At 53.9% G+C, this 16,656-nt stretch carries 17 protein-coding genes and 5 tRNA genes; 5 read left to right on the plus strand and 17 right to left on the minus strand.

Features of this window, described 5'->3' with window-relative positions; genetic code table 11:
- Nucleotides 1-22: 22 nt before the first annotated feature.
- The 17 genes from gshA to mltB all read right to left on the minus strand — a co-directional run bounded on the left by gshA (nucleotide 23) and on the right by mltB (nucleotide 13,178).
- Nucleotides 23-1,567 carry a glutamate--cysteine ligase gene (gene gshA / locus N1249_RS17090; protein ID WP_166717650.1) on the minus strand — a complete coding sequence of 515 codons (1,545 nt, stop codon included), beginning with the start codon at nucleotides 1,565-1,567 and terminating at the stop codon, nucleotides 23-25.
- 83 nt (nucleotides 1,568-1,650) lie between these two features.
- Nucleotides 1,651-2,079 (minus strand): YqaA family protein, encoded by a 429-nt coding sequence (locus tag N1249_RS17095; protein ID WP_166717649.1) that lies wholly within the window; start codon nucleotides 2,077-2,079, stop codon nucleotides 1,651-1,653.
- Nucleotides 2,076-2,642: a fructose-1-phosphate/6-phosphogluconate phosphatase gene (gene yqaB / locus N1249_RS17100; RefSeq protein ID WP_259831486.1), complete on the minus strand. Its 567-nt coding sequence runs from the start codon at nucleotides 2,640-2,642 to the stop codon at nucleotides 2,076-2,078. Before yqaB ends, N1249_RS17095 begins: the two co-directional genes overlap by 4 nt.
- 117 nt (nucleotides 2,643-2,759) lie before the next feature.
- Nucleotides 2,760-2,836, minus strand: a tRNA-Arg gene (locus N1249_RS17105).
- A 195-nt stretch (nucleotides 2,837-3,031) separates the two neighbouring features.
- A tRNA-Arg gene (locus N1249_RS17110) sits at nucleotides 3,032-3,108 on the minus strand.
- Between the two features lie 63 nt (nucleotides 3,109-3,171).
- Nucleotides 3,172-3,248: transfer RNA gene (locus N1249_RS17115), tRNA-Arg, on the minus strand.
- A gap of 64 nt (nucleotides 3,249-3,312) precedes the next feature.
- Nucleotides 3,313-3,389, minus strand: a tRNA-Arg gene (locus tag N1249_RS17120).
- A 4-nt stretch (nucleotides 3,390-3,393) separates the two neighbouring features.
- Nucleotides 3,394-3,486 (minus strand) — tRNA-Ser (locus N1249_RS17125).
- A 342-nt stretch (nucleotides 3,487-3,828) separates the two neighbouring features.
- Complete coding sequence (gene csrA, locus N1249_RS17130; protein WP_000906486.1) at nucleotides 3,829-4,014, minus strand: carbon storage regulator CsrA; 186 nt, start codon at nucleotides 4,012-4,014, stop codon at nucleotides 3,829-3,831.
- A 241-nt stretch (nucleotides 4,015-4,255) separates the two neighbouring features.
- Nucleotides 4,256-6,883: an alanine--tRNA ligase gene (gene alaS / locus N1249_RS17135; RefSeq protein WP_259831488.1), complete on the minus strand. Its 2,628-nt coding sequence runs from the start codon at nucleotides 6,881-6,883 to the stop codon at nucleotides 4,256-4,258.
- A gap of 131 nt (nucleotides 6,884-7,014) precedes the next feature.
- The gene (recX, locus tag N1249_RS17140) at nucleotides 7,015-7,515 is read right to left on the minus strand and encodes a recombination regulator RecX (protein ID WP_259831490.1); all 501 of its coding nucleotides are present in this window, start codon (nucleotides 7,513-7,515) and stop codon (nucleotides 7,015-7,017) included.
- A 68-nt stretch (nucleotides 7,516-7,583) separates the two neighbouring features.
- Nucleotides 7,584-8,642: a recombinase RecA gene (recA, locus tag N1249_RS17145; protein ID WP_217186778.1), complete on the minus strand. Its 1,059-nt coding sequence runs from the start codon at nucleotides 8,640-8,642 to the stop codon at nucleotides 7,584-7,586.
- A gap of 91 nt (nucleotides 8,643-8,733) precedes the next feature.
- A complete protein-coding gene (gene pncC, locus N1249_RS17150; RefSeq protein WP_014071491.1) occupies nucleotides 8,734-9,231 on the minus strand; it encodes a nicotinamide-nucleotide amidase in 498 nt (165 codons plus the stop codon).
- Nucleotides 9,232-9,361: 130 nt separating this feature from the next.
- Nucleotides 9,362-10,240 (minus strand): metal ABC transporter substrate-binding protein, encoded by an 879-nt coding sequence (locus tag N1249_RS17155; RefSeq protein WP_259831497.1) that lies wholly within the window; start codon nucleotides 10,238-10,240, stop codon nucleotides 9,362-9,364.
- Nucleotides 10,241-10,254: 14 nt separating this feature from the next.
- A complete protein-coding gene (locus tag N1249_RS17160; RefSeq protein ID WP_259831500.1) occupies nucleotides 10,255-11,115 on the minus strand; it encodes a metal ABC transporter permease in 861 nt (286 codons plus the stop codon).
- Complete coding sequence (locus tag N1249_RS17165) at nucleotides 11,112-11,765, minus strand: metal ABC transporter ATP-binding protein (RefSeq protein WP_259831501.1); 654 nt, start codon at nucleotides 11,763-11,765, stop codon at nucleotides 11,112-11,114. The genes N1249_RS17160 and N1249_RS17165 overlap by 4 nt, the downstream gene beginning before the upstream one ends.
- Before the next feature lie 312 nt (nucleotides 11,766-12,077).
- Nucleotides 12,078-13,178: a lytic murein transglycosylase B gene (mltB, locus tag N1249_RS17170; protein WP_259831503.1), complete on the minus strand. Its 1,101-nt coding sequence runs from the start codon at nucleotides 13,176-13,178 to the stop codon at nucleotides 12,078-12,080.
- A gap of 273 nt (nucleotides 13,179-13,451) precedes the next feature.
- Between mltB and srlA the strand changes: the two genes are divergently transcribed.
- From srlA to gutM, 5 genes are all read left to right on the plus strand, one after another.
- Nucleotides 13,452-14,015, plus strand: coding sequence for a PTS glucitol/sorbitol transporter subunit IIC (gene srlA / locus N1249_RS17175; RefSeq protein ID WP_014071496.1), 564 nt, complete (start codon nucleotides 13,452-13,454; stop codon nucleotides 14,013-14,015).
- Nucleotides 14,012-14,983 carry a PTS glucitol/sorbitol transporter subunit IIB gene (locus tag N1249_RS17180; protein ID WP_259831505.1) on the plus strand — a complete coding sequence of 324 codons (972 nt, stop codon included), beginning with the start codon at nucleotides 14,012-14,014 and terminating at the stop codon, nucleotides 14,981-14,983. The genes srlA and N1249_RS17180 overlap by 4 nt, the downstream gene beginning before the upstream one ends.
- A 12-nt stretch (nucleotides 14,984-14,995) precedes the next feature.
- Nucleotides 14,996-15,358, plus strand: coding sequence for a PTS glucitol/sorbitol transporter subunit IIA (gene srlB, locus N1249_RS17185; RefSeq protein ID WP_217186784.1), 363 nt, complete (start codon nucleotides 14,996-14,998; stop codon nucleotides 15,356-15,358).
- 15 nt (nucleotides 15,359-15,373) lie between these two features.
- Nucleotides 15,374-16,153 carry a sorbitol-6-phosphate dehydrogenase gene (srlD, locus tag N1249_RS17190; RefSeq protein WP_217186785.1) on the plus strand — a complete coding sequence of 260 codons (780 nt, stop codon included), beginning with the start codon at nucleotides 15,374-15,376 and terminating at the stop codon, nucleotides 16,151-16,153.
- Between the two features lie 92 nt (nucleotides 16,154-16,245).
- A complete protein-coding gene (gene gutM, locus N1249_RS17195) occupies nucleotides 16,246-16,605 on the plus strand; it encodes a transcriptional regulator GutM (protein WP_217186786.1) in 360 nt (119 codons plus the stop codon).
- The last annotated feature ends 51 nt before the right edge of the window (nucleotides 16,606-16,656 follow it).

Raw genomic sequence — 16,656 nt, forward strand, 5'->3', positions numbered from 1 at the left:
GATGTGGCCTTTTTCTTTTGTGTCAGGCGTTCTTCGCCAGAAATGCATCAAACGACTCAGTATCTGCCGCTTCCACCTCTTTCTGACGCACCAGTGATGCTTCCCGTTCGGCAACAAATTCCGCTTCGCTCAGGATCTCTAACGGTTCCTGCCGCAACATTTCGCGGTATTCTGCGCCCAGTGCGCGCCCTGTACCACCAATGCCCTGATCAATCATAGAACGCAGAATACGCGCAGAGAACGTCAGTTCAGGATTATCAAAGCTTTCAACCAGCTGGTCGCACACTTTCTGATACTCATCACCGCCGTAAACGCTATCCATCGTCTGCGCGACGCGCTTCAGGTCACGGAACAGATCTTTACCCACTTTAGCCAGCGGGAATTGCGCCGTTTCACACCCGATACCCAGAGTCAGACCCGGCTTGCGCCCTTCCAGAATCACGCGATTCCAGTTAGTACGGGTACAAAGCAGTTCGTCAGAACTCATTTCCGGCGCATCCGCCAGCACGCACCAGACCATAAACAGATCGAGGAAGCGAACCTGCTGCTCATCCACGCCAATTGGCGAGAACGGGTTGATGTCCAGTGAACGCACTTCGATGTATTCGATCCCGCCACGCTGCAATGCATCAGACGGCGTTTCACCGCTGCGCGTCACGCGCTTAGGACGAATTGGCGCATACAGTTCGTTCTCAATTTGTAGAACATTACTGTTGATTTGCAGGCGCTTACCGTCTTTTTCGAGGCCGATTTTTTCGTACTCTTCCGACGGCGTTTTGATCGCCCGCTTCAATCCTGCCACATATTCATGCAATTCGTTAAACGTAATACCGAGATTGCTTTGCGATTTATTGGTATAGCCAAGATCGCTCAGGCGCAGGGACGTTGCGTACGGTAAATAGTACATACCGCATTCGGTCTTCTCGAACGGCAATGTGGTCGGTTTCCCTTGCAGGAACGACGAGCAAATTGCCGGCGAAGCACCAAACAGATAAGGAATGACCCAGCCAAAACGGTAATAGTTGCGGATCAGGCGGAAATAACCCGCTGAAATCGCTTCTTTGTCCGTTTCACCACACTTTGCCTGCCAGAAAGCCATCGGCAGAGAGAAATTGTAGTGCACGCCGGAGATGGTCTGCATCAGCGCGCCGTAGCGGTTTTTCAGCCCTTCACGATACAACGTTTTCAGACGGCCAATATTTGAGGTGCCGTACTGAGCAAGCTCAATCTCCTGCCCCTGCTCGATATAGCACGGCATACTGAGTGGCCACATACGCTCATCACCCAGGTTACGGGCGGTATAACGATGAACGTCACGCAACAGCTTCAGCATATGATCGATATCGTCATCTACTGGGGTAATAAACTCCAGCAGCGCTTCGGCGAAATCAGTTGTGATCCATTTATGTGTCAGCGCCGAGCCCAACACCTGTGGGTGGCCCGTTGTCGCTAAGCTACCATCTGCGTTAACACGCAGCGTTTCTCGCTCAAGACCACGCTGAATACCCTTCAGAGCCTGAGGGTGGTTTTCCAGCCAGGCCAGCGCCTGTGATACGTCCGGGATCAAATTGACCTCCCGCCTGTCAAAGTAATGTTACTCAGCATAATTGTAATGGTTGACGATTGAAGGTCGCGTATTCATTCCACCAATTAGTGCCACCACGTCATACCCTGTAGTGTTACCCATGCCACGAGAACATAGCGCAACGCCTTGCCAAGGCACAAAAAAAAGAGCACCGGCCCCCAGGAGATGCGCATCCATCCCGCCAGCAGGCACAGCAAATCACCTATTACAGGCATCCAGCTTAATAACAGCGTGGCAGCGCCATAGCGTTTTAGCCAGCCAACTGCCTTTTCCTGCCAGCGCGATTTTTCACGCAGCGGAAAGAAACGCCCAAGAATAACGTTAGTCAGCCCTCCAAGGCTATTACCCATTGTTGCTATTAATACCAGCAACCACGGCTGACTCACTCCCGATAACAGCATGGCGACCAGCACAACCTCGGAATTACCCGGCAGAAGTGTGGCGCTTAAAAAACTGCTGGCGAATAGTGACGAAAGTGACAGCAGGTCACTCACAGAAGACGGACATCCACTGCATCCATGCCAGCATCGCATGCGGCTTGCAGACCAAAATCTGCATCTTCAAAAACAACGCATTTAGCCGCAGGCACACCCATTAGCTCTGCACAAAGCAGAAAAGTGTCCGGTGCGGGTTTATGGTTTTTAACATGATCGGCGGCAACCACAGCAGAAAAATAGTGACGCAAGCCAAGATGGCTGAGCAGCGCCTCTGCAATTGCACTTTCACTGCCCGTCCCAACCGACATAGGACGACGCCCATGCCACTCTTTCACCACATCAATTAATGGTAAAGGACGAACCGTGTCTAAAAGCATGGATTTTACTGCATCTGTTTTTTCGCGCGCGAGCTGGTGCGGATCGAGATCGGCCTGATTCAGTTCAATCACCGCCTCGGCAATGCGCCAGGTGGGAGAGCCATTGAGGGCAACCATTGACTGCAAGTCGAAACGCATCCCGTATCGGCCCAGGACTTCAGTCCAGGCTTTGCGGTGTGTGGGTTCGGTATCCAGGATGGTGCCATCCATATCGAAGATCAAACCGTCATACTGTGCGTACATCGTGCTCTCGCTAAACGATTAACAAAGCATTACTTTATCGTAAACGGTGGTTTTTGTCGCTGACAGAGAGAATGATTACTGACGGAACGTCGAAGGAATAAACAAAGAGGGAGAATATGGTGCATCCGGGAGGATTCGAACCTCCGACCGCTCGGTTCGTAGCCGAGTACTCTATCCAGCTGAGCTACGGATGCATCGGGATTTACTGCTGTACTACTTGATACTCATATCACTTCTAAGCAATATGAAGTAATAAATGGTGCATCCGGGAGGATTACTCGGCTGCGCCTCGCCCTTCGGGCCGTTGCTAAAGCAACGTTATCCTCCCTGGTGCTCGCGGTTAATCCGCAGACCTTGAAACAACAGCCTTACTGTTATCTCGGAGAATATGGTGCATCCGGGAGGATTCGAACCTCCGACCGCTCGGTTCGTAGCCGAGTACTCTATCCAGCTGAGCTACGGATGCATCGGGATTTACTGCTGTACTACTCGATACTCATATCACTTCTAAGCAATATGAAATAGTAAATGGTGCATCCGGGAGGATTCGAACCTCCGACCGCTCGGTTCGTAGCCGAGTACTCTATCCAGCTGAGCTACGGATGCATCGGGATTTACTACTGTACTACTCGATACTCATATCACTTCGAAAGCAATATGAAGTAATAGATGGTGCATCCGGGAGGATTCGAACCTCCGACCGCTCGGTTCGTAGCCGAGTACTCTATCCAGCTGAGCTACGGATGCAAAATGGCGGTGAGGCGGGGATTCGAACCCCGGATGCAGCTTTTGACCGCATACTCCCTTAGCAGGGGAGCGCCTTCAGCCTCTCGGCCACCTCACCACACAACGCCTCTTTCGAGTGCTTCGAGTAACTCGTTAAGAGCTTCTCGTCGCTGCGTGGCGCATATATTACTTTCTGGGACTTATAAGTCAAACAATTTTCCACATGCTTTTATCGTTTGCACAAATCACAGGCAATTCGCATGTAAAAGCTGCAAAGAGGGTGTTTTATAAGCGGATTTTGCAGGGTTCTGAACAGTATTCATGAGGCATAGCACTGCTATTGGTAAGAGATAAGGCAAAGAGAAAGACGAAAAAGCGAGCAGTTGAAATCGAATGGTAACTTTAGGCAGGAAAAATGTCTGGAAGGTTGCGTCTCGCCAGACAGCGAGACGCGATAATATCAGTAACTGGACTGCTGGGATTTTTCAGCCTGGATACGCTGGTAGATCTCTTCACGGTGGACAGATACTTCTTTAGGGGCGTTTACGCCGATGCGTACCTGGTTGCCCTTCACCCCTAAAACTGTCACGGTGACCTCATCCCCAATCATGAGGGTCTCACCAACTCGACGAGTCAGAATCAGCATTCTTTGCTCCTTGAAAGATTAAAAGAGTCGGGTCTCTTGTATCCCGGCATTATCCATCATATAACGCCAAAAAGTAAGCGATGACAAACACGTAAAGTGTAAGCAGTCACGGCATCACATTCTGTTAAACGTAAGTTTAGCCGATATACACAAACTCAACCTGACTTTATCGTTATCGATAGCGTAGTGAACAAGACGCCATAACGTTTCCGCTATGACGTCTGCTTACGCTTTGTAATTATTACAGTTTTGCGCTTACCCAGCTTTCAACGCTGGCCAATGCTGCAGGAAGTGCCGCTGCATCCGTACCACCGGCTTGCGCCATGTCCGGACGACCGCCACCCTTGCCACCCACCTGCTGGGCGACCATACCAACCAGTTCCCCTGCTTTAACGCGGTCAGTCACATCCTTAGAGACGCCCGCAATCAGAGAAACCTTACCTTCTGCCACTGTCGCCAGAACGATAACCGTTGAACCCAGCTGGTTCTTCAGATCGTCGACCATAGTGCGAAGCATCTTAGGCTCAACGCCTGCCAGGTCACTGACCAGCAGTTTGACGCCTTTAATCTCTACCGCTTTGCTGGAGAGGTTTGCACTTTCCTGCGCAGCCGCTTGTTCTTTCAGCTGTTGCAGTTCTTTTTCCAGCTGACGCGTGCGATCCAGTGCAACACGCACTTTCTCGCCCAGATTCTGGCTATCGCCTTTCAGCAACTGTGCAATATCATGCAACTGGTCGCTCTGCGCGTGCAGGCTGGCAATTGCGCCTTCGCCGGTAACCGCCTCGATACGACGAACACCCGCCGCAGTACCAGACTCAGACACGATACGGAACAGACCGATATCACCGGTGCGCGCTGCGTGAGTACCACCGCACAGTTCGGTAGAGAAATCGCCCATGCTCAGTACGCGAACACGTTCGTCATATTTCTCGCCAAACAGCGCCATAGCGCCTTTCTTCTTCGCCGCATCGAGATCCATGATGTTGGTTTCGATGGCCAGGTTACGACGGATCTGTGCGTTCACCAGATCTTCAACCGCGCGGATTTCAGACGGTTTCATCGCTTCAAAATGCGAGAAGTCGAAACGCAGCACTTTGTCGTTAACCAGAGAACCTTTCTGCGCAACGTGCGTACCCAGAACCTCACGTAGTGCGGCGTGCATCAGGTGCGTAGCGGAGTGGTTCAGACGAATGCGCGCACGGCGTGCTTCGTCAACGTTCGCCTGAACGCCCTCGCCTACTTTCAGTGAACCGGAAACCAGTTTGCCCTGGTGACCAATTGCCTGACCGTATTTCTGGGTGTCAGTAACACTGAAGCTAAAGCCGTCGCCTTTCAGTTCGCCTTTATCGCCAACCTGGCCGCCGGATTCAGCATAGAACGGCGTTTTGTCCAGAATAACCACGGCTTCCTGGCCCGCGCTGATGCTGTCTACGGATTTACCGTCAACAAACAGGGCAGTCACTTTGCCGGTCAGTTCCAGATTTTCGTAGCCTTTGAACTCGGACGCGCCATCAACGCGGATCATCGCGTTGTAGTCAGCACCAAAACCGCTGGACTCGCGCGCACGACGGCGCTGCTCTTCCATGGCGGCTTCGAAGCCAGCTTCGTCAACTTTGATGTTGCGCTCGCGGCAAACGTCAGCCGTCAGGTCAACCGGGAAGCCGTAGGTGTCGTACAGACGGAAAGCGGTTTCGCCATCCAGCGTGTCGCCCTTAAGTTTCGCCAGCTCTTCGTCCAGCAGCGCCAGGCCGCGTTCCAGAGTACGTGCAAACTGCTCTTCTTCGGTTTTCAGAACATGCTCAACCTGCGACTGCTGGCGTTTCAGTTCATCACCTGCCGCACCCATCACGCTAACCAGTGGACCAACAAGTTTATAGAAGAAGGTGTCCTTCGCGCCCAGCATATTGCCGTGACGGATGGCACGACGAATGATACGACGCAGCACGTAGCCACGGTTTTCATTCGACGGGATCACGCCGTCAGCAATCAGGAACGCACAGGAGCGAATATGGTCTGCAATCACGCGCAGCGATTTATTGCTCAGATCGGTCGCACCGGTCACTTCCGCCACGGACTTGATCAGCGTGCTGAACAGGTCGATGTCATAGTTGGAGTTAACGTGTTGCAGAACCGCAGCAATACGCTCCAGACCCATACCGGTATCAACGGACGGTTTCGGCAGGGGTTCCATCGTGCCATCGGCCTGACGGTTGAACTGCATGAAGACGATGTTCCAGATCTCAATGTAGCGATCGCCATCTTCTTCCGGGCTTCCTGGAGGGCCACCCCAGATGTGATCCCCGTGATCGTAGAAGATTTCGGTGCATGGGCCGCAAGGACCGGTATCACCCATCTGCCAGAAGTTGTCAGACGCGTATGGCGCGCCCTTGTTATCACCGATGCGAATAATACGTTCGCGCGGGATACCCACTTCTTTTTCCCAGATTTCGTAGGCTTCGTCATCGGTTTCATAGACGGTAACCCACAGACGCTCTTTCGGCAGCTTGAACCAGTTTTCACCGGTCAGCAGTTCCCACGCGAACTGGATAGCATCGTGTTTGAAGTAGTCGCCGAAGCTGAAGTTACCCAGCATTTCGAAGAAGGTGTGGTGACGTGCAGTGTAACCGACGTTTTCCAGGTCATTATGTTTACCGCCCGCACGCACACAACGCTGTGAGGTTGTCGCACGGGAATAATTACGCTTGTCGAGACCAAGGAACACATCCTTGAACTGGTTCATCCCGGCGTTGGTAAACAGTAAAGTCGGGTCGTTATTCGGTACCAGGGAGCTGCTGGCAACAACCTGGTGTCCTTTACTATGGAAAAAATCGAGAAACGCCTGACGGATCTCAGCGGTGCTCTTGCTCATAATTATCCTGAAATCAAGCTAACGAAATGTCGCAGCCAGTCTGTACCTGTAATCAGTTGGACAGACCAGCTACTGGAAAAAGTGGGAATAAGATAAGTTTTCTTGGGAGGGAAGTAAAATCCCTCATGCGTTCAATCGGCAAAATTACGCCATATATCCTGAATATCTTCCATCAGGAAGCCGCGATAGAGCAAAAAGCGCTGGATTTTAACTTTTTCTGCAAACTCACGCGGCAGCGGCTCGCCGTATTTGCGAATTGCCTGATCTCTCGCGAGTTCTCCCCACGCGATGTCACATTCGCGCATGGCCTTTTCGGTCGATTCACGCGCGATCCCTTTTTGGTTAAGCTCCTGGCGGATACGTGCAGGGCCGTAGCCTTTCCGACTGCGGCTGGCAATAAACCGTGAGACAAAGCGGTCATCATCCAGATACTGATGCTCATAGCACCAGGCGATAACCCGGTCGTAATCTTCCGCCGTGGCATCTATCTCTTCCGGCCCATTTTTGCCCATCACCGGGGCCGCGAGTTTACGCCGTAACTCTTGCTCGCTGTGGTCGCGCACGGCCAGAATACGCACAGCGCGATCCAGTAAGCGGGCATAGGCAGGGCGACGAGTTGTGGGTTCGGTCATACAAAACCTGCTGGTTCAGAAATGCAAAAAGGGCCGCATTCGCAGCCCTTCATTTTTAAACGAGAGAATTAAAAGTCTTCGTTAGTTTCTTCAACGTCCGCGCCATCAACCGCGAAATCAGGCGTTGAGTCCTGGTTGTTCAGCAGCAGTTCACGAACTTTCTTCTCAATTTCTTTCGCCGCAGCCGGGTTCTCTTTCAGCCAGGAGATAGCATTCGCTTTGCCCTGACCAATCTTGTCGCCGTTGTAGCTGTACCAGGCGCCCGCTTTTTCAATCAGCTTCTCTTTCACGCCCAGGTCAACCAGTTCGCCGAAGAAGTTGATACCTTCGCCGTAGAGGATCTGGAATTCAGCTTGTTTGAACGGTGCAGCGATTTTGTTCTTCACAACCTTCACGCGGGTTTCGCTACCGACCACGTTCTCGCCCTCTTTCACCGCGCCGATACGGCGGATATCAAGACGGACAGAGGCGTAGAATTTCAGGGCGTTACCGCCGGTGGTGGTTTCCGGGTTACCGAACATCACACCAATTTTCATACGGATCTGGTTGATGAAGATAAGCAGCGTGTTGGATTGCTTCAGGTTACCCGCCAGCTTACGCATTGCCTGGCTCATCATACGTGCCGCGAGGCCCATGTGAGAGTCACCGATTTCGCCTTCGATTTCCGCTTTTGGCGTCAGTGCAGCAACGGAGTCGACCACGATGACGTCTACAGCACCGGAACGAGCCAGCGCGTCACAAATTTCCAGCGCCTGCTCACCTGTGTCTGGCTGAGAACACAGCAGGTTGTCGATATCAACACCCAGCTTACGGGCATAGACCGGGTCCAGCGCGTGCTCGGCATCGATAAACGCACAGGTTTTACCTTCGCGCTGCGCGGCTGCAATAACCTGTAAGGTCAGGGTCGTTTTACCGGAGGATTCTGGCCCGTAGATTTCTACGATACGGCCCATTGGCAAACCGCCAGCGCCCAGTGCGATATCCAGAGAAAGCGAACCGGTGGAGATAGTTTCCACGTCCATGGAACGGTCTTCACCCAGGCGCATGATGGAGCCTTTACCGAATTGCTTTTCGATCTGGCCCAGTGCTGCCGCCAACGCTTTCTGTTTGTTCTCGTCGATAGCCATTATTACTCCTGTCATACAGTAAATACGTTTACGTATTTACCGGGGTGAATTCTGTTCTGTTGGTGCAATTATACTGTATGGTCATACAGTATCAAGTATTTTGTAGAAATTGTTGCCAGAGCGTTTTTAACGCATATTCCGTTGCCTGACGACGCACGCTTTCGCGATCGCCGCTAAAGCATTCACGGCGGGTGATCCCCTCGCCTTTCGAGGTTGCAAAACCAAACCATACGGTGCCAACGGGTTTTACATCGCTACCGCCGTCTGGCCCGGCAATGCCGCTGATCGAAATAGCATAATCCGCCCGTGCTGCTTTAAGGGCACCAATGGCCATTTCAATTACCACCGGCTCACTGACTGCGCCATGCTGTTCGAGCGTGGATTCACGCACGCCAATCATCTGCGCCTTTGCTTCATTACTGTAGGTCACAAAGCTACGCTCAAACCAGGCGGAACTGCCCGCAATATCCGTAATCACTTTCGCTACCCAGCCGCCAGTACAGGACTCTGCGGTTGTTACTGTCGCACCGCGCTGCTTTAACGCCAGCCCTACCACTTCGCTAAGCTGCATCAATTCATGGTCAGTCATTATCGCTCCAGGCCTTTGAAAAACGTGCAGCACAAGATAACACTTTCTCGTCAGATATGGGGATGAGGTTCAGGTTTTACGAGGGGGCTTCAGAAAAAAGCCGATGCGGGCGCACCGGCTTTGGCGGTTATTATTTCATGCTGTCGGCGATAGTATCAACATTGTGGCGAAACGCCTTAACGTAGGTATCCGCTACACCACCTTTTGCCGAAAGCGCTTCAGGGTAGAGTTCGCCTCCTGGCTGTGCGCCTGTTGCACTGGCAATCTGTTTCACCAGCCGTGGATCGAGCTGGTTTTCCATAAACCAGGTTTTCACGCCATCGGCTTTAATCTGGTTGATAATCTCAGCCACCTGCGCCGCGCTGGCTTCGCTCTCAGACGACAGCCCTTGTGGCGCCATAAAAGTCACACCATAGGCGCGGCTGAAATAGCCAAAGGCATCATGGCTGGTCAGCACTTTACGTTTTTCCTGCGGGATCTGGCTAAAGCGTGTTTTGGCCCAGCTATCCAGCTGGGTCAGTTGTGCGATATACGGCTTGCCGGTGCCTTCCAGCGCAGCTTTATCTTCCGGGTCGGCCTTCACCAGCCCATTCAGGATATTTTGCGCATACAGAGCACCGTTCGCGGCGCTGTTCCACGCATGTGGATCAGTCACGGTTTTCCCGTCCTCTTCCAGCGTGTGTGTTTTCACGCCAGTCGATGCCACCACCAGCTGGCCTTTAAAACCAGAGGCCTTCACCAGACGGTCAAGCCATCCCTCCAGCCCCAGGCCGTTCACCACCACCACATCAGCCTTACTCAGCGCAGCGCTATCTTTGGGTGACGGCTCAAAGGTGTGCGGGTCGCCATCCGGTCCCACCAGCGTTGTCACGTTTACGTTTTTACCGCCGACTTCCTGGGTGATATTTCCCAGGATCGAAAAGCTGGTCACCACATTGAGCGTTTTCGCCATCACAGTGTGCGACATCATTCCGAGCGCGAGCGCCACGACTAACCCTGTACGTTTCATTTTTTCCCCTTGCGTTAAAAAAGCGCACGCAGACTGCCAGCCAGCCTGCTGCGCGTGCCAAATAAAACCGAAATAAAGAACAGCGCGCTGGCGGTCAGCACGATGGACGGCCCGGCAGGTAAACTCACCGCCCAGGAGAGGCTTAACCCCAGCCATGCGCAAAAAATACCGCTAATGCCGGCCATCAGGAGCAACCCCGGCAAAGTACGTACCCAGCAGCGAGCTGCTACCGCAGGCAGCATCATCAACCCGACCGCCATCAGCGTGCCGAGCACCTGGAAACCGGCCACCAGATTGAGTACCAGCAGAGCAAGAAACAGGCCGTGAAGCAGGCCCGGCAACCAGCGGGCGTTAACCTGCAACCAGGCGGTATCGAAGGCTTCCGTTACCAGGCCACGATAAAAAATAGCCAGCGTAATCAGTGTGAAGATACACACGCCTGCCACGAACATCGCCGCATCGTTATCCACCGCCAGAATGGAGCCAAACAGCAAATGCAGCAGGTCAACGTTTGAACCGCGCAGCGACACCAGCGTGACGCCCAGTGCCAGCGAGCCGAGATAAAAACCGGCAAAACTGGCATCTTCTTTCAGCGGTGTGCGACGGCTGACCAGACCGGCCACCAGCGCCACCACGATCCCGGCGATAAAACCGCCGAGGCTCATCGCCAGCAGTGACATCCCGCTCAGTAAGTACCCCACCGCCACGCCAGGTAAAATCGCGTGCGACAAGGCATCGCCCATCAGGCTCATGCGGCGTAACAGAAGAAAGACCCCGAGCGCCGTGGTGCTGACAGATAGCGCAAGGCACACCACCAGCGCGCGACGCATAAAGCCGTACTCAATGAACGGCTGGAAAAAGAGATGCCAGATCATGCCACCCTCACCCGTTCGCTTTGAAATAAAGGGATTTCAGGATCCAGCCGTAACGTTTGCGGGAAGTGGCGAGCCACGCGTTCGCTGTCATGCAGCACCGCCAGCAGCGTTTGCCCCTGCTGGTACATCTCCAGCATCAGCGACATCAGCACGTTGCAGGTTGCTTCATCAACGCCGGTAAAGGGTTCATCGAGCATCACCAGCGGTGCCTGTTGGACTAAAACGCGGGCAAATAACATGCGCTGAAACTGGCCGCCAGAGAGTTCATCGATGGTGGAATGCGCCATCGACTCCAGCCCCACGCGCTCAAGAGCGCTGGCGACACGCAGTCGCGCTCCCCGTCGTAATCCGGCCAGCAGCGAGATCCCCGGCCAGCAGCCCATGCTGACAACGTCCTGCACGGTGAGCGGAAATTGGGCTTCAAGGGCATGACGCTGCGCAAGCCAGCCGATCACCGGGCGTTTTCCCTGCCAGTGAAAGCTGCCGCTCACCGGCGGGATAAACCCGGCAAGCGTTTTCAGCAGCGTCGATTTCCCGCAGCCGTTGGCACCGACAATGGCGGTCATGCTCCCGCGTTCAATCACGCCGGTAATGGCCCGCGTGACCGGCAGACGTTCATAACCCGCAGTCAGTTGATTCATGACGATCATGGCAAGGCCACCGCCCAGCACACGGCCAGCCCGATAAAGACAATAAGCACCAACGCCAGCAGACATCGCGTCAGTGCGGAAAGGGAGAAAAAGGACGTTGACATCTCAGCACCACATCAAATGTTATAACATAACAATAATGAAAGATAATTAAGATGTAAATGAGAGAGGTAAAAGGGAGTGTGGCGAAATGTTTCTGCGGGATGACCCTCTCCCGTGGGAGAGCGTCAGGGTGAGGGCATCAGGCCGCACCGTGTATGCAGCCATGCCGGGTGGCGTCGTTGCCTTACCCGGCCTACCCGTCAGAATGAGTTACTGACTAAACGGTGATGCAGCCGGGACACGCGCCTGTGACACCGCCAGCCCCAGCTGCCACACCGCCATCGCATAATGGGTGCTGTGGTTATAACGGGTAATGGTGTAGAAGTTCGGCAGCCCGTACCAGTACTGATACCCCGTACCAATATCCAGACGCAGCAGGCTCGCCTGCTGTGCATTACCCAGCGATTGCGTTGGCGTTAAGCCTGCCGCTGCCAGCTGCGAAATGCTGTAATTGGTTTTGAAGCCATTTTCCAGGCCCGGAGCCTGGCCATTCGCCTGCACGGCAACCTGGCCGCCCTGTACCCAGCCGTGCGCTTTGAAGTAGTTTGCCACGCTGCCGATGGCATCCACCGGATCCCACAGGTTGATGTGACCATCACCGTTAAAGTCGACGGCGTATTGCTTATAGGAAGACGGCATAAACTGGCCATAACCCATTGCCCCGGCAAACGACCCTTTCAGATCCAGCGGATCGTCCTGTTCGTTACGGGCCATCAGCAGGAAGGTTTCCAGCTCAGATGAGAAGTATTCAGCACGACGCGGATAGTTAAAGGAGAGCGTTGCCAGAGCATCCAGGATGCGGGTTTTACCCATCACACGGCCCCAGCGGGTTTCCACGCCAATGATCCCGATGATAATTTCAGGCGGCACGCCGTACACCTGCCACGCGCGGTTCAGGGCATCTTCATACTGGTTCCAGAAAACCACACCATTTTGCACGTTGTCCGGGGTAATAAACTGTTTGCGATAGCGCAGCCATGCGCCATTCGGCCCGGTCGGCACCTGTGCGGTCGGAGCTTGTCTGTCCATCAGACGCAGCACGTAATCCAGACGTTTCGCCTGAGAGAGGATTTCATGCAGCTGCTGTCTGTCAAAACCGTGTTTGCTCACCATTTTATCGATGAACTGTTCGGCCGCCGGGTTATTCGCGAAGTCGCCGCCCATCTGCATCGTGTTGTGCTGAGGCTCCAGCAAGAATCCCCCTGAAGGCGCACCAGTCGTAGGCTGAGCAGTTTCAGATTTTGGTTTGCTACTACAGGCAGAAAGCAGAATAAGCGCAGGTAACAGCGCTGCATAACGACGCTTGAACATGGGACATCCATTTAACGAGTTCGACAAGATGCCAGTATGGTAAAGCATCCCCGACACCTCAAGGAAGCGGTACTCGCGCCCGCCGCCAAATCTTTACGCTCCCCAACGCAAATCTGCGCTTTTTTCAACCAAAATGCTTTTCCCCTGCCCATTAACTTTCAAAATAATACATTTTTCTTTCATTGTGAGATCTGATTAACACTTTAAAACCTTTCAAAGTGATTATTATTAGCCGCAGTTATACAAAAACAAGAAGCCCCACAGGAGAGAAGAATGATAGATACCATCACCCACGGCGCCGAGTGGTTCATCGGGCTATTTCAGAAAGGCGGAGAAGTGTTTACCGGCATGGTGACCGGGATCCTGCCGCTGCTGATAAGCCTGCTGGTTATCATGAACGCGCTGATTAACTTTATCGGCCAGAAACGCATTGAACGCTTTGCCCAGCGCTGCGCCGGGAATCCGTTATCCCGTTACCTTGTTCTGCCCTTCATCGGCACCTTCGTGTTCTGTAACCCAATGACCTTAAGCCTCGGCCGCTTTATGCCAGAGAAATACAAGCCGAGTTATTACGCCGCCGCATCCTATAGCTGCCACTCGATGAACGGCCTGTTCCCGCACATTAACCCCGGCGAACTGTTTGTTTACCTCGGTATTGCCAGCGGCCTGACGACGCTTGGCCTGCCGCTTGGCCCGCTGGCGGTGAGCTATTTGTTGGTCGGCCTGGTCACTAACTTCTTCCGTGGCTGGGTGACCGACCTCACCACCGCGATTTTTGAGAAAAAAATGGGCATTCAGCTTGAACAAAACGTCCAGCTTTCAGGAGCCACAGCATGAGCCGTATTCGTATTGAAAAAGGAACGGGCGGCTGGGGCGGCCCACTGGAGCTCGACGCCACGCCGGGTAAAAAGATTGTTTACATCACCGCGGGCACACGCCCGGCGATTGTCGACAGACTGCGTGAATTGACCGGCTGGGAAGCAGTTGACGGTTTCAAAGAGGGCGAGCCACCCGAGTCCGAAATCGGCGTTGCCGTTATCGACTGCGGCGGCACATTGCGTTGTGGCATTTACCCAAAACGCCGTATCCCGACCGTAAATATCCATTCAACCGGGAAATCCGGCCCACTGGCACAGTACATCGTTGAAGACATTTATGTTTCCGGCGTGAAAGAAGACAACATTCGTCTGGCTGATGGTTCTGCTGCCCCACAAAAAACAGAGGCGAAAGCGGCGCCACGTGATTACGACACCAGCAAGAAAATCACCGAACAGAGCGACGGCCTGCTGGCGAAAGTCGGGATGGGAATGGGCTCGGCGGTGGCGGTACTGTTCCAGTCCGGGCGCGACACCATCGACACCGTACTGAAAACCATCCTGCCGTTTATGGCATTCGTTTCGGCGCTTATCGGCATCATCATGGCATCAGGTCTGGGCGACTGGATTGCCCACGGTCTTGCCCCGCTTGCCAGCCACCCACTTGGGCTGGTGACGCTGGCGCTGATCTGCTCCTTCCCGCTGCTGTCGCCGTTCCTCGGCCCGGGCGCGGTGATTGCACAGGTAATCGGCGTGCTGATTGGCGTGCAAATTGGTCTGGGCAATATTCCCCCACACCTTGCCCTGCCCGCTCTGTTTGCCATTAATGCCCAGGCGGCGTGCGACTTTATCCCGGTTGGACTTTCGCTTGCCGAAGCGCGTCAGGACACCGTGCGCGTTGGCGTGCCATCGGTACTGGTGAGCCGCTTCCTGACGGGCGCACCAACGGTGCTGATTGCCTGGTTTGTCTCCGGATTTATTTATCAATAAGAGGTTCCTGTGATGACCGTGATTTACCAAACCACCATTACCCGCATCGGCCAGAGCGCGGCCGATGCGCTCAGCGACCAGATGCTGATTACCTTTCGCGAAGGCGCACCGGCGGATATCGAAGAGTTCTGTTTTATTCACTGCCATGGCGAGCTGAAGGGTGAACTCAAACCCGGCAGCCAGCTGGAGCTGGGTGAAACGCGTTATGCCGTAACCGCGGTGGGCGATGTGGCTGAACAAAATCTGCGTGAACTGGGGCATATCACCCTGCGGTTCGACGGCCAGCCTCAGGCGGAATATCCCGGCACCGTTCATGTGGATGGCCCTGTTCCACAGGCTGTTACCCCGGGCTGCACATTAAAATTTGTTGCGTAATTTAAGGAGAGAAATATGAGTCAGGTTGCCGTTGTCATTGGTGGGGGACAAACCTTAGGAGAGTTCCTCTGCCGTGGGCTTGCTGCAGAAGGTTACCGCGTGGCGGTTGTCGATATTCAGAGTGAAAAAGCCGCCCGCGTGGCGGACACCATTAATACCGAATTTGGTGAAGGGATGGCGTACGGGTTTGGCGCCGATGCCACCAGCGAGCAAAGCGTTATGGCGCTTGCCCGCGGCGTGGACGAAATTTTTGGCCGGACCGACCTGCTGGTTTACAGCGCCGGGATCGCCAAAGCCGCGTTTATCAGCGACTTTGCGCTGGGCGATTTCGACCGCTCCCTGCAGGTGAATCTGGTGGGCTATTTCCTTTGTGCCCGCGAATTTTCTCGCCTGATGATCCGCGACGGCGTTCAGGGCCGCATCATCCAGATCAACTCAAAATCCGGCAAAGTGGGCAGTAAACACAACTCGGGTTACAGTGCGGCCAAATTTGGTGGCGTAGGGCTGACGCAATCCCTGGCGCTGGACCTCGCCGAGTACGGGATCACCGTGCACTCGCTGATGCTGGGCAACCTGCTGAAATCACCGATGTTCCAGTCCCTGCTGCCACAGTATGCCACCAAGCTTGGGATTAACGCCGATGAGGTCGAGCAGTATTACATCGATAAAGTGCCGCTGAAACGAGGCTGTGACTATCAGGACGTGCTGAATATGCTGCTGTTTTACGCAAGCCCCAAAGCCTCGTACTGCACCGGGCAGTCGATCAACGTGACCGGCGGGCAGGTGATGTTCTGAGTTCATTCCCCGGTGGCGCTGCGCTTACCGGGGCTACAAAACCCCGTAGGCCGGGTAAGGTGCAACCGCCACCCGGAAATTAAGGAGCCAACATGGTTACAGCACTCATCACCGTTGCCGCTATCGCCTGGATCTGCCAGATGGCCTTTGGCGGCTGGCAAATCCATCAGTTCAACCGCGCGTTTGATGCCTTGTGTCAGAAAGGCCGCGTGGGCGTCGGGCGCTCTGGCGGGCGTTTCAAACCGCGTGTGGTGGTGGCGATTGCGCTGGATGAACATGACAATGTCTGCGATTCACTCATCATGCGCGGGCTGACGGTTTTTGCCCGACCGGCGAAAATCCAGGCAATTAACGGCAAATCGTTGCAGGAATTGCAGCCTGATGTGATCTTTCCCCATGATTCACTCTGTCAGAATGCACTATCATTAGCGCTTAATCTGAAACATGGATAATTTCGTTGTGAACGCTATAAGCTTGCGAAATTATCATTTTGCAACTTAAGG

Origin of the sequence: Enterobacter sp. CP102, from assembly GCF_025152625.1 — a bacterium.
Lineage (GTDB): Bacteria > Pseudomonadota > Gammaproteobacteria > Enterobacterales > Enterobacteriaceae > Enterobacter > Enterobacter soli.

Bases quoted from the DNA above. Each gene is read 5' to 3' on its own strand.
- yqaB (WP_259831486.1), bottom strand. From the start codon at position 2,642: ATGTACGCACAGTATGACGGTTTGATCTTCGATATGGATGGCACCATC.
- csrA (WP_000906486.1), bottom strand. From the start codon at position 4,014: ATGCTGATTCTGACTCGTCGAGTTGGTGAGACCCTCATGATTGGGGAT.
- alaS (WP_259831488.1), bottom strand. From the start codon at position 6,883: ATGAGCAAGAGCACCGCTGAGATCCGTCAGGCGTTTCTCGATTTTTTC.
- recX (WP_259831490.1), bottom strand. From the start codon at position 7,515: ATGACCGAACCCACAACTCGTCGCCCTGCCTATGCCCGCTTACTGGAT.
- recA (WP_217186778.1), bottom strand. From the start codon at position 8,642: ATGGCTATCGACGAGAACAAACAGAAAGCGTTGGCGGCAGCACTGGGC.
- pncC (WP_014071491.1), bottom strand. From the start codon at position 9,231: ATGACTGACCATGAATTGATGCAGCTTAGCGAAGTGGTAGGGCTGGCG.
- N1249_RS17155 (WP_259831497.1), bottom strand. From the start codon at position 10,240: ATGAAACGTACAGGGTTAGTCGTGGCGCTCGCGCTCGGAATGATGTCG.
- N1249_RS17160 (WP_259831500.1), bottom strand. From the start codon at position 11,115: ATGATCTGGCATCTCTTTTTCCAGCCGTTCATTGAGTACGGCTTTATG.
- N1249_RS17165 (WP_259831501.1), bottom strand. From the start codon at position 11,765: ATGATCGTCATGAATCAACTGACTGCGGGTTATGAACGTCTGCCGGTC.
- mltB (WP_259831503.1), bottom strand. From the start codon at position 13,178: ATGTTCAAGCGTCGTTATGCAGCGCTGTTACCTGCGCTTATTCTGCTT.
- srlA (WP_014071496.1), top strand. From the start codon at position 13,452: ATGATAGATACCATCACCCACGGCGCCGAGTGGTTCATCGGGCTATTT.
- N1249_RS17180 (WP_259831505.1), top strand. From the start codon at position 14,012: ATGAGCCGTATTCGTATTGAAAAAGGAACGGGCGGCTGGGGCGGCCCA.
- srlB (WP_217186784.1), top strand. From the start codon at position 14,996: ATGACCGTGATTTACCAAACCACCATTACCCGCATCGGCCAGAGCGCG.
- srlD (WP_217186785.1), top strand. From the start codon at position 15,374: ATGAGTCAGGTTGCCGTTGTCATTGGTGGGGGACAAACCTTAGGAGAG.
- gutM (WP_217186786.1), top strand. From the start codon at position 16,246: ATGGTTACAGCACTCATCACCGTTGCCGCTATCGCCTGGATCTGCCAG.